General features: G+C 58.3%; 19 protein-coding genes. 15 read left to right on the top strand and 4 right to left on the bottom strand.

What is annotated here, in order from left to right; all coding sequences use genetic code 11:
* Positions 1 to 109: 109 nt before the first annotated feature.
* Complete coding sequence (gene tlp, locus H7B67_RS29785; RefSeq protein WP_185123545.1) at positions 110 to 337, bottom strand: small acid-soluble spore protein Tlp; 228 nt, start codon at positions 335 to 337, stop codon at positions 110 to 112.
* A gap of 156 nt (positions 338 to 493) precedes the next feature.
* On the opposite strand from tlp, the gene H7B67_RS29790 reads away from it, so the two are divergent.
* The 15 genes from H7B67_RS29790 to H7B67_RS29860 all read left to right on the top strand — a co-directional run bounded on the left by H7B67_RS29790 (position 494) and on the right by H7B67_RS29860 (position 16500).
* Positions 494 to 1474: a metal-dependent hydrolase gene (locus H7B67_RS29790; protein WP_185123546.1), complete on the top strand. Its 981-nt coding sequence runs from the start codon at positions 494 to 496 to the stop codon at positions 1472 to 1474.
* A gap of 234 nt (positions 1475 to 1708) precedes the next feature.
* Positions 1709 to 3955 (top strand): DEAD/DEAH box helicase, encoded by a 2247-nt coding sequence (locus tag H7B67_RS29795; RefSeq protein WP_185123651.1) that lies wholly within the window; start codon positions 1709 to 1711, stop codon positions 3953 to 3955.
* A gap of 37 nt (positions 3956 to 3992) precedes the next feature.
* Complete coding sequence (locus H7B67_RS29800) at positions 3993 to 5597, top strand: ribonuclease H-like domain-containing protein (protein ID WP_185123547.1); 1605 nt, start codon at positions 3993 to 3995, stop codon at positions 5595 to 5597.
* Between the two features lie 132 nt (positions 5598 to 5729).
* A complete protein-coding gene (locus H7B67_RS29805; RefSeq protein WP_245364079.1) occupies positions 5730 to 6578 on the top strand; it encodes an HAD-IIA family hydrolase in 849 nt (282 codons plus the stop codon).
* A gap of 18 nt (positions 6579 to 6596) precedes the next feature.
* Positions 6597 to 7409: an Fpg/Nei family DNA glycosylase gene (locus H7B67_RS29810; protein WP_185123548.1), complete on the top strand. Its 813-nt coding sequence runs from the start codon at positions 6597 to 6599 to the stop codon at positions 7407 to 7409.
* 9 nt (positions 7410 to 7418) lie between these two features.
* Positions 7419 to 8267: a deoxyribonuclease IV gene (locus H7B67_RS29815; RefSeq protein WP_185123549.1), complete on the top strand. Its 849-nt coding sequence runs from the start codon at positions 7419 to 7421 to the stop codon at positions 8265 to 8267.
* A complete protein-coding gene (locus H7B67_RS29820; protein WP_185123550.1) occupies positions 8264 to 8617 on the top strand; it encodes a cyclic-phosphate processing receiver domain-containing protein in 354 nt (117 codons plus the stop codon). The genes H7B67_RS29815 and H7B67_RS29820 overlap by 4 nt, the downstream gene beginning before the upstream one ends.
* Complete coding sequence (locus H7B67_RS29825) at positions 8614 to 8934, top strand: thioredoxin family protein (RefSeq protein WP_185123551.1); 321 nt, start codon at positions 8614 to 8616, stop codon at positions 8932 to 8934. The genes H7B67_RS29820 and H7B67_RS29825 overlap by 4 nt, the downstream gene beginning before the upstream one ends.
* Before the next feature lie 23 nt (positions 8935 to 8957).
* Positions 8958 to 9734 (top strand): ATP-binding cassette domain-containing protein, encoded by a 777-nt coding sequence (locus H7B67_RS29830; RefSeq protein ID WP_185123552.1) that lies wholly within the window; start codon positions 8958 to 8960, stop codon positions 9732 to 9734.
* A gap of 6 nt (positions 9735 to 9740) precedes the next feature.
* Complete coding sequence (locus tag H7B67_RS29835) at positions 9741 to 10766, top strand: SAM-dependent methyltransferase (RefSeq protein ID WP_185123553.1); 1026 nt, start codon at positions 9741 to 9743, stop codon at positions 10764 to 10766.
* Between the two features lie 164 nt (positions 10767 to 10930).
* Positions 10931 to 12586: a serine/threonine protein kinase gene (locus tag H7B67_RS29840; RefSeq protein ID WP_185123554.1), complete on the top strand. Its 1656-nt coding sequence runs from the start codon at positions 10931 to 10933 to the stop codon at positions 12584 to 12586.
* A gap of 198 nt (positions 12587 to 12784) precedes the next feature.
* Positions 12785 to 13480, top strand: a complete 696-nt coding sequence (locus H7B67_RS29845; protein WP_221468951.1) for a response regulator transcription factor — start codon at positions 12785 to 12787, stop codon at positions 13478 to 13480.
* Positions 13477 to 14838, top strand: a complete 1362-nt coding sequence (locus tag H7B67_RS29850) for a sensor histidine kinase (RefSeq protein WP_185123555.1) — start codon at positions 13477 to 13479, stop codon at positions 14836 to 14838. Before H7B67_RS29845 ends, H7B67_RS29850 begins: the two co-directional genes overlap by 4 nt.
* 119 nt (positions 14839 to 14957) lie before the next feature.
* The gene (locus H7B67_RS29855) at positions 14958 to 15815 is read left to right on the top strand and encodes a carbon-nitrogen hydrolase family protein (protein WP_185123556.1); all 858 of its coding nucleotides are present in this window, start codon (positions 14958 to 14960) and stop codon (positions 15813 to 15815) included.
* A gap of 22 nt (positions 15816 to 15837) precedes the next feature.
* Positions 15838 to 16500, top strand: a complete 663-nt coding sequence (locus tag H7B67_RS29860) for a GNAT family N-acetyltransferase (RefSeq protein ID WP_185123557.1) — start codon at positions 15838 to 15840, stop codon at positions 16498 to 16500.
* A 15-nt stretch (positions 16501 to 16515) separates the two neighbouring features.
* Here H7B67_RS29860 and H7B67_RS29865 read toward each other — a convergent pair whose 3' ends face one another.
* From H7B67_RS29865 to H7B67_RS29875, 3 genes are read right to left on the bottom strand one after another with little or no spacing between them, the layout of a single operon-like run.
* Positions 16516 to 16716, bottom strand: a complete 201-nt coding sequence (locus tag H7B67_RS29865; RefSeq protein ID WP_185123558.1) for a CLC_0170 family protein — start codon at positions 16714 to 16716, stop codon at positions 16516 to 16518.
* Positions 16717 to 16756: 40 nt separating this feature from the next.
* Positions 16757 to 17995 (bottom strand): Ger(x)C family spore germination protein, encoded by a 1239-nt coding sequence (locus H7B67_RS29870; protein WP_185123559.1) that lies wholly within the window; start codon positions 17993 to 17995, stop codon positions 16757 to 16759.
* A complete protein-coding gene (locus tag H7B67_RS29875; RefSeq protein WP_185123560.1) occupies positions 17973 to 19085 on the bottom strand; it encodes an endospore germination permease in 1113 nt (370 codons plus the stop codon). The genes H7B67_RS29870 and H7B67_RS29875 overlap by 23 nt, the downstream gene beginning before the upstream one ends.
* Positions 19086 to 19088: the final 3 nt, after the last annotated feature.

Genomic DNA, 19088 nt, shown 5'->3' on the forward strand with positions numbered 1-19088 from the left:
GAGATTTCCGGAGCCCCTTCCGGCGCATAAGGCCGGTAACGGAGAAAGCGGGCCGAGACGGCCCGCTTTTTTCGCGCGTGTTGACCCGAACGGATTCCGGTCGGCAAGCTTATTCTTCTTCGGCGAACTCGGTCTCGTCGGCTATTTCTTCCTCGAACCCTTCAACGGCCTGGCGACGGCGAGCGTTCTTTCTCTTAAGCTGCGAGGTTTCCGTCGCGGAGATCTCGTCGGCATGCTCGTCCAAGTAGTCATTGGTTTCGTTGAGGTTGTCCAGCGTATTCGATTTGGCTTCTTGAAGCTTGCGCGCGTTATCGGAACGATCGTCTGGCTTGCTCATTATTCATCCTCCTGATCATTGTAAGATCTTATCCGAAAAGGAACGCCGGATTCCTTTCCGTCCTCTAGGTTGGCGGAAAATCCGGATTCTATCCCTCCGGGCGGCTTCGACGATTTATTCGTGCGTTTATCCGATGCTAACAGAAAGGGGTGCAGCATGGATACCGGGTCTCACCTGCTATTCGGCCTGTCGCTCGCGGGCCTGGCTCATCTGAATCCCGCCGTCCAAGGAGACGCCATGTTGTCCGGAGCGATCGTCTGTGCGACGATGATCGGCTCGCACGCGCCGGACTTCGACGCGGCGTACCGGCTCCGCGGCATGGATAAATACGTCAAGCATCACAGGGGCTGGAGCCATTCGATTCCCGCGTTGTTCCTATGGCCGGCGGCGGTCGGAGCCCTGACGGCATGGGGATGGGGGCAAGGGGACCATCTGGTTCTCCTCCTGCTATGGTCGCTGATCTCGGTCGTTCTGCATGTCGCGCTGGATTTGACCAATGCTTACGGAGTACGGTGTCTGCTGCCTTTTCGCCGGGAGTGGCTGCATCTCGATTCGCTCTGCTTGACGGATCCGTTTCTGCTGCTCGTGCATCTGATCGCATCGGCCCTATGGCTGACCGGTCTTCTCTGGGCGTCCGAACCCGGCTTCCTCTTCGTCGCCGCATGGTCGCTATCCGCGCTTTATATCGTATGGCGGATCGTTCACCACAGCCTGGCCGTTCGCTTGGTCAAGAACTCTTTTCCGGATTGGAGGGCCGTTCACGTTCTACCGGATTTGCGCTGGTTCCGCTGGCATTATATCGTTCAGACCGACACGGACTTCTGCATGGGCAGACTCCAAGGAAGTCGGATTGAGCGCTCGGGAGCGCTGCCTAATGAAATCGATCAATCCCACGACTGCGTCAGGGCTTCCATGTCGTTGTCCTACGTGCAAGTGCTGCTGAACTTCGCCAAACGCGCTTACGTGAAGTGGCAGAGGCAGCCCGAGGGAGGCTATCTCGTGACCTGGACCGATTTGAGGTTCTGGAGGGAGAAGGACTGGCCGTTTCGCGTAGAGGTCCGCATGGACGAACAGCTCAATCTCATCGAGCAGAAGGTAGGATGGCACAAGAAAGCTTGGGAGCCGCCGTACGTTTGATAGAACCGGTTGGCCGACGGCCGCGCGTCAGCCTCTTGCGAAGAGGCGATGCGCGGCTTATCTTTTCCCGGGAAAGCGCAGGGATCGACAGGCTCGTGGCAACATCTGTCAATGACGTTCGAAATCGGGATCCCCTTCCCGACAAACGTCGCTCCTTGGCACACTCGCTCTAGTCAATCGAACAGATATTCGCTAAACTGAGATATATGTAAAGAGGAGACATGGGCATATATGATCAAGAAAAGAACATTGCCCGAGCTGATCGCGGAGCTTCGGACGAATGAAAATATCGTGAATTGGTACGAAATGCAGCCGGAGGAGGCGAGAACGAGGCCCTTCCCCGAAAGCGTGGATTCGCGAATAACGGCCGCCCTGGAGAGGCGAGGGATCGCCCGGCTGTACACCCACCAGGAGGAGGCTTACCGGCTGGCAGCGGGCGGGGAGAATATCGTGGCGGTGACGCCGACCGCCTCCGGCAAAACGTTATGCTACAACCTGCCCGTGTTGCAGGCGATAGCCAAGGACGATACGAGCCGGGCGCTCTATTTGTTCCCGACCAAGGCGCTCGCGCAGGATCAAATGAGCGAGCTCAACGAGATCATCAAGGAAATGGGCATCGACATCAAGAGCTTCACTTATGACGGCGACACGTCGCCCACGATTCGGCAGATCGTCCGGAAAGCCGGGCACATCGTCATCACCAACCCCGACATGCTGCATTCCGCGATTCTGCCTCACCATACGAAGTGGGTCAGCCTTTTCGAGAACCTGAAATACATCGTCGTCGACGAGCTGCACACTTATCGGGGCGTGTTCGGAAGCCATGTGGCCAACGTCATTCGCAGGCTGCGAAGAATATGCCGCTTCTACGGGAGCAATCCGGTCTTTATCTGCACGTCGGCGACGATCGCGAACCCGAAGGAATTGGCGGAGCAGCTGACCGGCAGTCCCATGCGGCTTATCGACAACAACGGGGCTCCGCGAGGAAGGAAGCATTTCGTCTTCTACAACCCGCCGATCGTGAACGTTCCTCTCAATATCCGGAAGAGCGCGACGGTCGAGGTCAACCACCTTGCGAAGGAGTTTCTCCGCAACAAAATCCAAACGATTGTTTTCGCGAGAAGCCGGGTAAGGGTCGAAATCATCTTGAGCCATATCCAAGAGCTGGTGAAGAACGAGATCGGCTCGAAGTCCATTCGAGGATACCGGGGCGGCTACCTTCCCAAGCAGCGGCGAGAGATCGAGAGAGGGCTTAGGGACGGGGAGATTCTCGGCGTCGTGAGCACGAACGCGTTGGAGCTGGGCGTCGACATCGGGCAGCTCCAGGTGTGCGTGATGACCGGCTACCCGGGCAGCATCGCGAGCACGTGGCAGCAAGCCGGGCGAGCCGGACGGCGTCACGGGGAAGCGCTGATCATCATGGTGGCCAGCTCCACTCCGATCGATCAGTACATCGTTCAGAACCCGGAGTATTTCTTCGACCGCACCCCCGAATCCGCGCGGATCAACCCGGAGAATCTGATCATCTTGGTGGACCACTTAAGATGCGCGGCGTACGAGCTGCCGTTCAAGGAGACCGAAGAGTTCGGGCCGCTCGACGTGACCGATATTTTGGAATACCTGCAAGAAGAAAGAGTGCTTCACCGCAACGGGGATACGTTCTATTGGGCCAACCAGTCTTTTCCGGCCAGCGAGATCAGCCTTCGGTCGGCTTCCCAGGAGAACGTCGTGATCGTGGACCAGTCGAACGTTGCCGCGGTCAAGATCATCGGGGAGATGGACCGGTTCAGCGCGATGACCCTTCTGCATGACGAAGCCATCTATTTGCACGAAGGGGTGCAGTACCAGGTCGAGAAGCTCGACTGGGAGCACAAGAAAGCGTACGTGCGGGAGGTCGACGTGGAATATTACACCGACGCCAACCTGGCCGTGAACCTGAAGGTGCTGGAGATCGACCGGACGCGAAGCCGGGGGCGGACCGCCGTTCATTACGGCGACGTCGCCGTCAACATGATCCCGACGATCTTCAAGAAAATCAAGCTGACCACGTTCGAAAATATCGGATCGGGTCCGATCCACTTGCCGGAGGAGGAGCTGCACACGAGCGCGACTTGGCTGGAGCTCACGGAACCGGATCCGGAGCTCGGAACGAAGACGCTGGAGCAGCTGCTGCTCGGAATCGCGAACGTGATGCAGCACATCGTTCCCGTTCTCGTCATGTGCGACCGCAACGACATCCACGTGGCGGCTCAGATCAAGGCGGCCCAGAGCGGGCTTCCGACGATCTTTATTTACGATCATTACCCCGGCGGGATCGGGCTTGCCGAGGACGTGTTCAAACGCTTCGACGAAGTCAAGGACGCGGCCCGGCGCTTGATCCAAAAATGCCCTTGCAAGGATGGATGCCCATCATGTATCGGAACCGAAATCGAAGGAATCGACGGCAAGCGGAAAAGCGTTCAGCTCCTGTCGCTTCTATGACGCGGACGAGGCGGACGATCGAGGCGGGGGTTGCCCCATGAGCAGCCTGAGAGAAAAGCTGTCCCGGCTCAAAGGGTTGTCCTCGGGCGCGGAGAAGGAAGCTCGGCCGGTTGAGGAGGCGCCAGCCGCGCCTCCGGCGCTCGAATCGTCCGAACCCGAGGACGGCGGAGCGGCGCTCGAGACGGCCGTCCAAGCGGCCGCCGCGGCAATCTCCGAAACAACCGTTCAAGCGACCTCCCAGCTTACCGACCAAGCGGCCGCTCAAGCAACCGACCAAGCAACTGATCAAGCAAACGCCAATGCAGACACTCCGGCCGTATCCGGGGTTGCGCCCGACGGTTTCTTGCACCCCGCGTTTAAGAAACTGGGGATCGTCGAAGAGTCGAATGCGTTCGGCGCGTTCTTACTGAGACGGATCGAATATCCTCTGGAGCACCGGCACGGAATTTATCCACTTGGTGCCCTAGTCGATTATGCCGCCTGCTTGAAGCCCGTCGCGTACAGGCAGAATCAAGCCCGTCTTGACTCGGAAGGCCAAGAAAGAATGACGCCCCGAAAAAAGAAAAAGCTAAGCGTGAAGGACGCGTACAGGCTTCCTTTGCCGGAACCGGAGGATACGGGCAAGGAGCCTGGCGCCATCGAGCCCGGCCGCCTTCTGTTCTTCGACACGGAGACGACGGGGCTGGGAGTCGGCGTCGGCAACGTTCCGTTCATGATCGGCTTCGGGTATTACGACGAGGGGCGCGCCCGGATCGTCGTCGAGCAGACGCTCATTCGCCACCAGGGCGAAGAGAAGGCGATGCTGCAATATTTGCTGGAGCGGATGAACGGAAGAACTCATCTGGTCACCTATAACGGGCGCACGTTCGACTGGCCGGTGCTGACGAGCCGGTTTATCCTGAACGGCTGGAGACCGAACGGGACCGAGCCTTATCATCTGGACTTCCTGCACCCGTCGCGGGCGCTGTGGCGCAATACGCTGGAATCGTGCAAGCTTAGCCGGATCGAAGCGGAGCGCCTCGGCATCGAGCGCCATGAGGACGTGCCGGGTTCGCTCGCGCCCGAGCTCTACGTCCGTTACCTGAACGACGGGGATGCCTCGCATCTGGAAGGCGTCTATCTTCACAACGAACAGGACGTGCTGACGCTCGTTACGCTGGCCGCTCATTTCGGAGCGCTGCTTGCCGACGACCCTGCGAATGAGATCGCCGTGCCTCAGGCGGCGGAGGAGCTTTATCGGACGGCCGCGTGGCTGGAGCTCCATGGCCGGACCGAGAAGTCGGAGCGCCTGTTCTCGGAGCTGGCGAAGCGCGGCGACGCGCATGCGGAGAGATGGCTGCTGCCCGCGGCCGACCGCTACAAGAAGCTCGGACGCTACGAGCAAGCGGTGGAGCTTTGGGAGCGGGCGGCGCGGAAGGCGGAGGACGCCGTCGTGCCGTCGATTGCCGCTCATGTCGAGCTGGCGATGCATTACGAGCATAGGAACCGAAACTATCGGCTCGCGGCCGATTATGCGGAGAGAGCGCTGGAGCTGACGTGCCGGCTCCCCGTCTTCGGAAGAGAGAATCCGAAGCGAAGGGAAGAGCGGGACGCATTGGAGCACCGATTGAATCGCTTGAGGCGAAAGTCCGAGCGAGGCTAGCTGGCCCCCCGAAGGCCGCTCGATGATTTAATGGCCTTAAATGCTTGCCTTACGAGTAGGAAAAAGGTATTGTGGGAAGCAGCGGGCATGCGTTAAGAGCCCGCAAGGCAACGAAGAAGGCGAGTGGAACACATGACGAATCAACCTTTGTCCTCTCCGCCTCGACTGCGCAAGCCAAAGGCTTTGATGTTCGATCTGGACGGGACTTTATATCGGGGGGACGAGCGGATTCCGGGAGCGGATCGGCTTATCTCGGAGCTGGAATCGCTCGGGCTTCCTTGCTGGTACTTAACGAACAATTCGACCCGAACGCCGTCACAAGTCGCGGAGCACCTGAATAGAATGGGCATTCACGCGGATGCGGCAAGGGTCATCACTTCGGCCTCGGCGGCGGCTCATTACGCGAGAGAGAATTACGATGGCCGCTCGGCGTATGTCGTCGGCGAATACGGACTTCGCCAAGCGTTGGCGGAAGCGGGATTCCGGCTGGCGGAGGATAGCGAGGAGAAGGTCGGCCTCGTCGTTCAAGGAATCGACCGGGAGCTGACTTTCGCCAAGATCAAGACGGCCGTAAGGCACTTGTTCTCCGGGGCGGACTATCTGCTGACGAATCCCGATCTGCAGCTGCCCGTCGAGGGCGGCGTACTACCCGGGGCGGGGAGCCTCTCCGCGATGCTTCAAGCCGCGACCGGCGTCGAACCGGTCGTGATCGGCAAGCCGTCGACGATCCTGACGAACTACGCGCTCGACAAGGCGGGCGTCTCCGCCGAAGAGGCTTGGGTCATCGGGGACAATCCGCTGACGGATATCGCCGCCGGCGCAGCGGCGGGCTGTCCGGCGCTGCTGGTGCTCACGGGCGTCTGCACGGAAGACGATTGGCGGCGGAGATGCGAGGCGGCCGGCGCGATGCCGGATGCGGTATTGCCGGGACCGAATGAATTATTGGACTATATCCGTACCATCATACAGACACAGAATTGACGAAGGGATGACTGCGGCATGTCGGAATGGCCAGAGATAGAGACGTATCGAGCTTTGCTGTCGCCATTGATCAGCGGCTTATCGATCGAGGGAACGACCGTGAATCGGGAGAAGTCGATCAACGAATCGGCGGAGGAATTCGGATCCGGACTGTCCGGTCGCAAGATTCTGTTCGTGGAGCGCAGAGGCAAGCACCTGATTTTCCACCTGGACGACGGCAATCGTCTATTGATCAACCTTATGGCGGGAGACTGGATCTATTACGGACGCGAGGGCGAGAAGCCGGACGGCGAATATGCGCTTATTCTCGAGCTCGAAGACGGCAATCGTATCTTCTTCGGCGGACTAAGGCACGGTTACGCGTATCGCATCAGCGCCAAGAAGCTGATCGAATTCCTTCGGCCGCTCGGTCCCGATCCGTTCGATCCGAGACTGTCGGCGGACAGCTTCGGCGTTCGTCTCCGGACCAAGCGAAGCAAGCTCAAGTCGGCTCTCGTCGATCCGAAGTTTATCTCCGGGATCGGCAATGCCTACGCGGATGAAATTCTGTTCGAAGCGGAACTGCGCCCGGACTCCGTTATCGCGGCGATGAGCGGCGATGAGATGCGGAAGGTATACGACTCGATGCGCAAGGTTCTGGAAGAAGCTGCCCGGAGCGGCGGGGCTATCGCGGTCAGGTTCTCCGCGGAGGACATGCTGACCGGCGGCTACCGCGATTCGTTCAAGGTGTACGAGCGAGCAGGGGAAGCTTGCGCGCGCTGCGGAGGGACGATCGTCCTGGAGACGGTGAGCAATCGCAAGAGCTATTATTGCCCATCCTGCCAGAAATAAGCTTGATCGATGATCATCGGATGTCATTTAAGCACGAGAAGAGGCTATCGGGAGACGGCTAGGACGGCGGTTAAGCTCGGCGGGAACGCGTACCAGTATTTTCCCAAGAACCCCCGAAGCCTGCAGCTTAAATCGACCTTCGATCGCGCGGAAGCGCAGCGCTGCGCCGCATGGTGCCGCGAGAACGGAGTCGTATCGGTCGCGCACGGCCCTTATCCGGTCAACCCCGCCGCAGACGCGGAGGCGGCCGAGACGATGGCGGCTTGCACGCTGAACGACCTCGAGATCGCGGAAGCCTGCGGTTCTTTGGGCGTTGTCGTTCACTTCGGCGTTTATCGAGCTTCCGACCCGTTACAGGGCTACCGAAATGTTATACAATATATCAATATCGTGCTGTCTCGCTGGAAGGGCAAGGCGCTCATTCTGCTGGAGAATCAAGCAGGCGACCATGGACCGATGGGAACGACGCTGGACGAGCTTGCGACGGTACGGTCGCTGTGCGACAAGCCCGAAGGAGTCGGCTTTTGCCTGGATACGTGCCACCTGTTCGCGAGCGGGCAGTGGGACGGCGCGAATTGGGAACGTTTGCGGGAACGCGGCCTGGAGCTCGGATTCTGGAATTCGCTCAAGGCCGTTCATCTGAACGATTCGCGATACCCGTCCGGATCCAAGAAAGACCGCCACGCCCGGATCGGCGACGGGCATATCGGCGAAGAAGGATTCCGGGAGCTGCTTGCCTCGGACGTGCTTGAAGGAATTCCTAAGATTCTGGAGACGCCGGCGGGACCGGACGGCACGCATGCGGAAGAGATGGCGCTCGTGAAGCGGTTAAGCCATTCGGAGGAGGAAAACGAATGATCAACGTGTTTCTGGACGATATACGCCGCTGTCCGGCCGGCTTCGTTCCGGCGAGGTCGGCGGAGGAATGCTTGCTGCTTCTGAGCTCGGAGGAAGTCAACATCCTGTCGCTGGATTTCGAGCTCGGCATCGGCGAACCGAACGGCTTATACGTCGTTCACGGAATGATCGCCGGAGAGCATTATCCGAAGGAAGTATTCGTCCATTCCTCCAGCATGCTCGGCAGGGCGCAGATGGTGAAGGCGCTCCGCGACGCGAATCCGGCAGGGCTCGTCGTCCACGACGGCCCGATGCCCGCGGCCCTGCTTGACGAAGTGGCGGCAGCGAGCGCCGAGGGAGAACAGCCATGAGAGAATGGGAGGGCGGCGCCTGGGAGAAGGAGCTGGAGTCGCTAAGCGGAGGAAGCCTGTTATACATACACACTCCGTTGTGCGGCACTTGCGCTCTCGCCAGAAGAATGCTGGGGGTCGTCGAGGCGATGATGCCCGATCTGCCGCTTCATGCCGCCAATTTGAATCGGATGCCGGGACTGGCCGAACGGCTCAAAGTCGAGAGCGTGCCGTGCCTGTCCATCAAAGACAAACGTACCGGCGAATGGAGCAACCTCTATCGGTTCGGCTCCGTCGTTGAGCTGAACGAGGTTATCCGCCGGTCTCAGCAAGGATAGCAACCCGAGAGGAGATTGAACCGGTGAGCGTCATCGACTTGAATCGGCTGACATTAAGGCGCGGAGAGAGACAAATTCTTCAAGGCGTCGATTTGCACGTACGGGAAGGCGAGCATTGGGTTCTGCTGGGGCGCAACGGCTGCGGCAAAACGACGATGCTGGAGATGATCAACGGTTACCTGTTCCCGACGACCGGGACGGTGGACGTGCTGGGCAACCGCTACGGCACGGTCGATCTGCGCGAGGTGCGCAAGGAGATCGGCTATATCGGGGCTTCCCTGATCGAGAAGTTTACGCTGCGCGATCCGGTCTGGGAGATCGTCGTCGGCGGATTGAACGCCTACCTGCGGATCTATCAAGAGGTATCGCCCGAGGCGCGCGATAAAGCTTTCCATGAGCTGGAGAGAATCGGATTCGCGCATATGGCCGATCAGCCTTTCGGAACGCTGTCGCAGGGCGAACGGAAGAAGGTGCTGCTCGCGCGGACGATGATGGCCGATCCGAAGCTGCTCATTCTGGACGAGCCTTGCGCGGGGCTGGACCTCTACGAGCGGGAGAAGTTCCTGTCGGCTCTGGAGGAGTTGTCTTCGAGGAAAATGTCCATGCTGTACGTAACGCACCATATCGAGGAGATCGTTCCATTGTTCACTCATGTGGCGCTGATGGCCGACGGACGGATCGTTGCCGCCGGCGCGAAGAAGGAAGTCTTGACGCCGGAGCTGCTGCGTTCGGCGTACGATGTGAACATCTCGGTTCAATGGCAGGATGAGCGGCCATGGATTCGGGTCGGGAAGGGATAAGAAGGAATGGCTGATTTTATCGCAACGGCGAACCCGGGCTTTGCCCCGTTCGCCATGGAGGAGCTGAGAAGAAGCTTCTCCGGGATTGGGCAATCGGGGCTCGCGCCGGGGGAGACCTTCAAGGTGTCCACCGGGGCTATGTCCGCAAGGGAATGGGTCGAGCTTCTGAAGAAGAAGGAGCCGATCTTCCTTCGCCATGTATTCCCCGTCGACGAAGAGGTTCCCATGTCGGACTCCCAAGAAGAAACGGCGGCGGCGCTTGTCCGGTTCGCGTCCGCGAATGCCGACAGGCTCGAGGGAACGACGGTTGCCGTGCAGGTTCGCAAGTCTCAGGACAGCGTCTTCCCGTTCTCGAGCGCGGAAGGACGCGACGCGGTCGCGCCGACCCTTCGCGAGCTGGGCGCCGAAGTCGTCGCTCGAGATTCGAAGTGGATCTTGTCGGTATACGCGGCGAAGAGATCGTTGTATATGGGCTTGTCGCATCCGGAGGACAATCTGTCCGATTGGCCGGGCGGCGCCGTTCGATTTCGCCGCGAGGAAGGGTTGATCTCCAGGGCCGCCTTCAAGCTGCTCGAAGCGGAGAAGGCGTTCAAGCTGCCTCTGCAGGGGTTCATGAACGCGTTGGACTTGGGAGCGGCGCCGGGCGGGTGGACGTCCGTCCTGCTGGAGAGAGGAGTGAAGGTGACCGCCGTCGATCCGGCGGAGATGGACGAATCTCTGCTGCTTCATCCGCATTTGCGCCACCTTCGCAAGAACGCGGCCGAGGTGAAGTTCGCGCCGGGCACGTTCGATCTGCTCGTCTGCGATATGAGCTGGGATCCTCACCATACGTGCCGAATCGTCTCGGAGCTCGCTCCCGCGCTTTCGGCCGGGGCTTCCGGCATCATTACGCTGAAGCTCATGTACCGCAAGCCGATGCAGACGATCCAGGATCTGCTGCAGGAGTACAAGAAGCATTTCGAGATCCGCCAAGTAAAGCAGTTGTTTCATAACCGGGAAGAAGTTACAATATGGGTGAAACGCCGGCCTTAACGCCGATGCGATAGCCTTGCACGCACGGGAAAGCATCCCGCGCCGTCAGCCGAGCCATTCCGCGCTCGCTGCCCGCGCGGGATTTTTTGTTTTTGCGACTTAAATCGGGAGGGGACTCCGAATCCTATATGGAGTCCTGCTCATTAAAGAGGGGATGGGCGTTTATGCTTATGGGATCGAAGCAGCCGCTAAGCGGACTTCCGGCGGAGGGAGAACTGTTCGCGGGGAGGTATCGGATACGGTCGCCGATCGGACAGGGCGGAATGGGAAGCGTTCTTCTCGCGGAGGACGAGCGTCTGGGGAACAAGCTTCGGGCGCTTAAGTTTACCGAATCCCGCTTCGATGCCGATTCTCCGGAGGAGGAACGGTTCATCGCCGAAGCGCGAATTCTAAGCCAGCTGCAGCATCCCCATCTTCCCCAGATCGTGGATTATTACGGAACGAACGATCAGGTACCCGCCTGCATCGTGATGGATTACATAGCGGGGGAATCGCTGGCGACGCGCTGGCTGCATCAAGGGCTGCGGCTGCCCTTCGAAGAAGTGCTGGAATATATGATTCAACTGTGCGACGTTCTCGGTTATCTTCACGCGCAGAAACCGCCGGTGGTATTCCGGGATTTGAAGCCGGCCAACGTGATGATCGACCTCCAGGGTAGAGCCGTACTGGTGGACTTCGGCATCGCGAGAAGGTATCGGGCGGAAGCGGCAACGGACACGACGAGGCTCGTCACGCCCGGTTTTGCCGCGCCCGAACAGCTTCGGGGCGCGCAATCCGACGAGCGCACCGACTTGTACGGATTGGGAGCGCTCGTTTATTATTTGCTGTCGGGCGGCGAGCTGGCTTCCCACGGGTATCGGCCCGATGCCTGTAACAAGGACGTTCCGCGCCGGTTCCGGGACCTGCTCGCCCAGCTGCTGGCCGTAAGGCCTTCCCATCGGCCGGCGAGCGCTCAACGGCTGCTCGGCGAACTTCGGGGCTATCTCCCCGCGTCAAGTTCGATAAAGAAGGACATCTTTAGAAGAGAAGATCTCCAGCCGCGGAATAGGCAAACGGCGGGTTGCGGCTCCAAGATCGTGGCCGTCGTCTCGGCTTATCCGGGGGCCGGAGCGTCTTTTGTCACCCTGTCGTTATCGTCCCGATTGACGGCTTTATCGGCTCCGCATTCCGTCGTCGAGTGTCCGGGGGGAGATCCCGAGATGTTCTCCTGGCTGGACGGGGAACGGCGCATGCCCGCCAGATCGGCGTTCTGCGATCCTTCCGGCGTTCTGCCCTTCGCTCCCTGCTGGAGACAGGGAAGGGCGGCGTACTATCCGCTTAACCCGGAGGACGGCTCGCGAAGACCGCCCGAGCCTGCGTTCGCGGAATGGCTGCGCAGGCTCGACGGCCGTATCGTTCTGCTTGACGTCTCCAGCCGTTGGGAGAATCCCGCCGTCGAAGAATGGGTCGCCGCCAACGCGGATTGTTTCCTGTTCGTCGCGGATTCGCTTCCCTTGCGGTGGAACGTTCGAAGGCAGCGAACGCTGCTCCGAATCCGGGAGCATGCCCGCATGCGGGGAGCGGAATCGGCATGGATCGCGAATCGGGACCTTCGGTTCGGAGGCAGGGACGAGTGGATCGGGATGCTGCCGGAGCTTCCGCTGTTCTCCTTGCCGGACGTGAATTATTCCGATGTGGTCCGGTCTCTATGGAAGGGAGAGCACCCGCCGCTCGAGAAGACAACGACCGCCCCGATCGACCGTTTCCTCGAGCGTCTCTGGGAGGATCGGCCTATTGGCGATCGGCGGCCTTCCCGGATATCCAAAGGTTGGCATCGATGAAATAAGACAGGCATGATACAATGGAGTGAAGAACTTCTTCGCATTTCTTAAATTGGATGCTCCTTCGCAAGAGGTCTTGGGTCTGTCGACCCAAGGGCCTCCAGCGCTTCAAATCGCGTAAGCGCAGTTCCGCGAGGAGCCGTATCGGAGCGATGGGCGCTTCGAATCCTAAAGCAACCGAAGACGATGAGGTGAATCATGAGCGAGAATATATTGATTATCGAAGATGAAGACGGCATCGCCCGCATCCTTCAGCTCGAGCTTGAGCACGAGGGCTACACGGTCGGACGAGCCAAGGACGGGCGTACCGGCTTGGAGATGGCGACCGCGGGCGGCTGGGATCTGATGCTGCTGGACGTGATGCTTCCCGGCTTGAACGGCATCGAGGTGCTGCGGAGAATTCGTCAGAACGATCAGGCGACCCCGGTCATCCTGTTGACGGCCCGGGATACGGTGCCGGACAAGGTCAGCGGCTTCGAGCACGGGGCGAACGATTACGTGACGAAGCCCTTCGCGATGGAAGAGCTTCTGGCGCGGGTAAGAAACCTGTTGCGCATCTTCAAGGCTTCCCGCGAAGGGGAGAGCGAAGACGTCATTCGTATCGGAGATTTGACCATCGAGCTGATGACGCGGAAGGTGTTCCGCAAGGATCATGCGATCGATCTGACGCCGCGAGAGTTCGAGCTGTTATTATACCTGGCCAGGCATAAGAACGAGGAGAAGACCCGCGAGGAGATTCTCTCGGACGTATGGGGATACGAATATATCGGAGACACGAACGTCGTGGACGTCTATATACGTTACCTGCGCCAGAAGATGGACAAAGGCTACCGGCATAAGCTTCTTCACACGGTTAGAGGCGTCGGGTATATGGTGAAGGAGCCCGATGCATGACGCTTCGCTCTCGGTTTACGCTTTTTACCGTATTCTGGTTAATCTTCATCCTTATTCTTTATAATATCTTCGTCTATTTCTTCGTGATTCGGGTAACGACGCGAGGAGAGATGCAGATTATGGCGAATAAGACCGATCTGGTCGTGGAGACGCTGCGGAAGGACGAGATGAACGGGATCGCCGATACGAAGCTGCTCAGCGACATGTATAATGCCAACGAGATCCTTCGCATCGTCAACAAGAACATGGAAGTCGTCAACATCGTCGGCATCGACAAGGAGCTTAAATCCATTACTCCGGTCATCAGCAACGTCACTCGCTCCGAGACGGTGAGAATCAGCGGCCAGCGGGTTCTCATCTATTCGGAGCCGCTTTATTACCATGACGAGCTGATCGGCGTCGTGGAGGGGATCAGGCGGCTGACGGTGCTGGACGGGTATCTTCAGATTCTTGTCGGCGCTCTGAGCGCGACGAGCGTGGGAGCCGTCGTTTTCGCCATCTTCGGAACGTATTGGTTCACCTCCCGGTTGACGGGGCCGATCGGCCAGATGGTCCAAACGATGAAGGAGATCGACCGAAGCGGGAAGCTGCACCAGGTGAAGCTGGGCAGGGAAGAGTCGATCGAGCTGCAGCAGCTCATTCGGGCGTTTAACCAGATGATCGACCGGCTGGACCGGACGATCGAGCGCCAGAAGCAATTCGTCGCCGACGCCTCGCACGAGCTGAAGACGCCGCTGACGGTCATCGGCAGCTATGCCGATCTGCTGAAGCGATGGGGCAAGGACAACAACGAGATTCGCGACGAAGCCATCGAAGCGATCGCGAACGAGACGGAGAGGCTGAAGAAGCTGACCCATTCGATGCTGACGCTGGCCGAAGCCGAACAGGACGATTGGCTTCAAGTGGAGCGATTCAACGTCGCCGCCGTTCTCAAAGAGCTGGCGAACGTTCTCAGCACGACTTTCCAACGCGAGATCCGAGTACACTCTCCGAACTCCAACATCATCATGTTGGGAGATAAGGATAAGATCCGGCAGCTCGTTCAAATTCTGATCGACAACGCGCTGAAGTACAGCAAGGAGCCCGTCGACGTCCGAATCCGGCTGGATCGCAATCTCGTGAAGCTGGAAGTAACCGACTACGGAATGGGCATCGCCGAGAGCGAAATTCCTTTCCTGTTCGAGAGATTCTACCGGGTGGACGAGGCAAGGCATCGTTCGACCGGGGGAAGCGGGCTTGGGCTCTCGATCGCCAAAAAAATCGTCGACGTGCATGGCGGACATGTCGAAGTGTTCAGCAAGATCGGCGTAGGGACGACGATCGTGATTCAATTCCCGAGGAACCTTCATCTATCCTAGTCAAGAACCGGCTCTCCCGAACGATGGGATGACCGGTTCTTGTCATGAGGATTACTCGACAACGCTTGCTCCGAGGACGCAACTCCTTATAATAAGGGGAGAGAAAGGATGGATGACCGTTGAAAATGAGAGTATCTTCCGTGCAATTCGAGCTTAAGGACGCGGATAGCTTCGAGCAATGGGCGGAGCAAGTCGCCCACTACGTCAGGAACGCATCCGAGTACGGGGCCAAGTTCGTCCTGTTCCCCGAATTCATCACGACGCCTCTTCTAGCCATTGGAGACACGAGCGGCAAAGGGCGGCCGATTACCGCGCTTCCGCAATATACGGATCGCTATATCGAGCTCTTTGCCGATCTTGCGCGCGAATACGACATGTATCTCATCGGAGGAACGCACGTTACCCAGCGGGGGGATCGCCTTCGGAATACGGCTTTCTTGTTCGCGCCGGACGGGCGGCAATTCACCCAGGATAAAATCCACATTACTCCTTCGGAGAGGGAAGAATGGAACGTCACCGGCGGAGAAGGCGTGGCGACATTCGATACGGAATACGGACGCATCGCCGTACTCACTTGCTACGACATCGAATTTCCCGAGATCGTGCGCATGGTCAGGGCGAAGGGGGCGGACGTCATCTTCTGTCCTTCCTGCACGGACGACCGGCACGGCTTCTACCGCGTGCGGTACTGCTGCCATGCCCGCGCGGTCGAGAACCAGGTTTACATCGTGACGACGGGAACGGTCGGCTCCCTGCGCAAGGTCGACTTCATGAGAGCGAACTACGGGCAAGCGGCCGTCCTTACGCCGAACGATATTCCTTTCCCCCCGCGAGGAATTCTATGCGAGGGCGAGATCAACGCGGATATGCTCATCACCGCGGATCTGGACCTGTCCCTGCTTGAAGACGTGCGCAAGGCCGGCTCCGTGACGACATGGCGGGACCGCCGCACCGATCTGTATACGGATTGGGTTTGATCGCGGCGTAGGAGGACTAATCATGTATAAGCAATGGATCGCCACCGACGGGCAGAGGTTCGCTCCGGCCGTTATCCGCAACTATGCGAAGGACGATTTTGCCGGATTGATCGAGGTGCAGGCGCTTAGCTTTCCTCCGCCATTCCCTTCGGAGCTATGGTGGAACGAGGAGCAATTGGAGGAACACGTCGCGCGGTTTCCGGAAGGGGCGCTATGCGCGGAGATGGACGGGCGAATCGTCGGCTCCATGACCGCCCTTCGCCGGACGTTTCGCGACGGGGATTGCCATGATTGGGCGTCCGTCACCGACAACGGATACATTCGTTGCCATGAGCCGGAGGGGGATACCCTTTATGTCGTCGATATATGCGTGGCGCCCGCCTATCGCCGCTTCGGCTTCGGCAAGTGGCTAATGCAATCGATGTACGAGACGGTCGTACATCTGGGCTGCGCGCGGTTGTTAGGCGGGGGGCGCATGCCGGGCTATCGTCTCGTCGCCGATCGATACTCTCCGGAAGAGTACTTGGAGCAGGTAGTTTCGGGTGAGCGGAAGGATCCGGTTTTATCCTTCCTGCTAAGCTGCGGAAGAACGCCGGCGGGAGTCGTTCGCCATTATCTCGACGACCGGGATTCTTGCGACAACGCGGCCTTGATGGAATGGCGCAACCCGTTCCTGAGTCGGTGATCGGTAACGAGAAACTTAAGTAAATAGAATATCCAGCAGGAATCCCACGACGCTCAGAGACAGGTTGAACCAGCCTGTTATCCGGGCGGTTTTTTTTTCCCGTTGCATGTTTTTTTTCGAGTATTCCTTTACATCGATTATGAGCAGCAGGAAGCCGCTTGCAAAACAGATAAATATCGCATAGCCGTAATAACTACTCGTAAGCGTGTCGCCCATGGTTGATCGAAGACCTCCTTTAACCGGGTCGGGCCGATTCTTATCTCGCTTTCATTCCTACGCGCCTTACGCGGACTTGCGTTATCACTTCGAAGGAAGCGTCTTTGTAGATCTCTTGCCATTTCTTCGCGCTTCGGACGTTCCGATTCCAATAACCCGGTTTCTTGGCGCGGACATACTCGCCGAAGCCGAATATATCGGAATCGAATTCCTGCGACTTGCGGATGAATTCCATGCCGAACCGGTTGGACGCTTCCGCCTCCGTCTGTTCGATCCGGCGAATGATTTTAGGATCGTTGAGATTTAGGCTATCGCTCATCTTTTCCTCCAGATTGATGTCCAACGCGATATGAATCGTAAAATGCGGTCGGCCGTTCTGGAATCGAACATCCAATTTGGATTTGCGATGAGTGGAGGCGATCATCACCGTCTCCTTCGTTCCGTCCAACTTGACGAACGCCCGGTATCCGGCGGGATTGATCCCTTTAATGGCCAAAAACGCGCCGATCTCCAGCGGCTTCGATACCCCGACCATTTTGGCTCCTTTAAAAAAGGCCAAGCCGCTGATCTCGACATTCTGTTCTTTTTTTAATTCCACGTACGGAAGAAAACCTTCTTGTCCTTTCTTGGAGGTGTTGCTCCAGTAAATGCCGATGAAATCCTTCGGGAATTTGCCCATTCGAATCGCTTCCTCTACCGTTGTCATCAGATAGAGAGTAGGCACCCTCTCCAGCTTCGGGGCTGCCTCCATGAACGCCTTTGCTTTGCCCTTCGATACCACCATCCATGCCATTCTCCGGACTTCCGAATTGCGGCGGAAATAATCGTTGATATTCTCCATGCCTCTGGCAGCCAAATCTTCCGAGACGACGATGACGCGCAAATGCCCGAAGAAAAGTCTGCTGGACATCTGCTGCTGCAAATTCATGAAGGCGTCGTCGACGGAATGTCCCACGACGTCGATGACCCATACCGTTTGTCCCCCGCCTCCCTTGCCCCCGCCGCCGCTCTCTCCGGGCCCCAAGGGAATCTTTCCCGGGATGGCGATTTGGACGCCTACGCGAATCATCTGTCCTTCCGGTACGGGGATGGTGTCTTTAATATGAGTAACCTCATCCTCGTCGTCCTCGTTTTCCTGGGATACCGAATCGATCGAAACGCCCAGAACGATGGCTCGCTCCTCGATCTCCAGCCGATCCCAGCATCCCGTCAGGAGCGGAGCTATCATCGAGAGGACAAGGAGGCTTTTGACGAAGTTAGAGAGACGAACTTTCTCCATGCCGTTTCCCTCTTTTCCCGCGCAGAATGGAGACGAGCAGCAGCAAGGCCGGATAACCGATCGTAAGGAACAACCCGATCCTTCCTACAATCTCGATGATATCGTACATATTCACGATGTTTTGCGGCAGCATCGCCATGACGAAGACGAACGGCAGCAAGAAGAAAGCGAACATCTTGTGTTCTTGGAGTCGAAGCAGCTGCCGGAGAGCATAAATGGTGAGAAAGTAACTGGACAACAGGGTCGTGAACACCGCGGTCACCCAGACGGCCAGAAATGCCGCATCAAGCCGTTCCAGAACGTTAGCCGGCAGGGACGTCGCTTTGGCCAGCTCCAGAGTGGGCCAAAGGAGCTGTTTGATCTCCTCGGCTCCGAATACGCTAACGGTCGCGGCGACGATGATCACGTATAAGCCTCCTGCGATCGTTAACCCGATTAGGCTTGAGATCATGGCCTTTTCCGGTCGACGCATGCGCGGAATGACAATGGTGAGAATGAACGATCCTTGAAGCAAAGCGGCGATCGTAATGACTCCGCCCAAGAAATCCTTCGGCTTGTTGCCCCAGATAGGCTGCAGATTGAGAACGTCTGCGTTTTTTAAGGAGAGCGCTACGATAAATAGAGCCGGCCACAATAGCAGCGGAAAATAAAAGAAGTGAATATAAGAGAAGGTGGCAATCGAATTGCGGGTGGAAATGGCGGCAAGCAATAGCATGACGATGACCGTGATCTCGACGGGGGTTTTCTTGAGGACCGAGGTCACGACGACCTCGCCGAATTCGCGTGCTGTAAGGGAGGTCAATACGGCAAAAAACGCGATAATGAGCATGCTTCCGATCCAAGCCGGCCACTTCCCGATCACCTGCTCGCTGTATTCCACTATCGATTGATGGGGGAATCTCATTCCGAGCACCGTGATTATGGACAATCCGGCAAAAGAAAGCAGCACCGCGACCAGGGTGACGAGCGGACCTCCCGAGTCTGCGGCTTCTACGGCGAATAGCGGAAGCGGTAGAACCCCTACCCCGATGATAGTGCTTACCAAGATAGAGGCGGTCTGGATGGCGGTTATCGAGCGGGGGTGCTCCACGGG

The organism is Cohnella thailandensis, assembly GCF_014212135.1.
In the GTDB taxonomy this organism is placed as follows: Bacteria; Bacillota; Bacilli; order Paenibacillales; family Paenibacillaceae; genus Cohnella; species Cohnella thailandensis.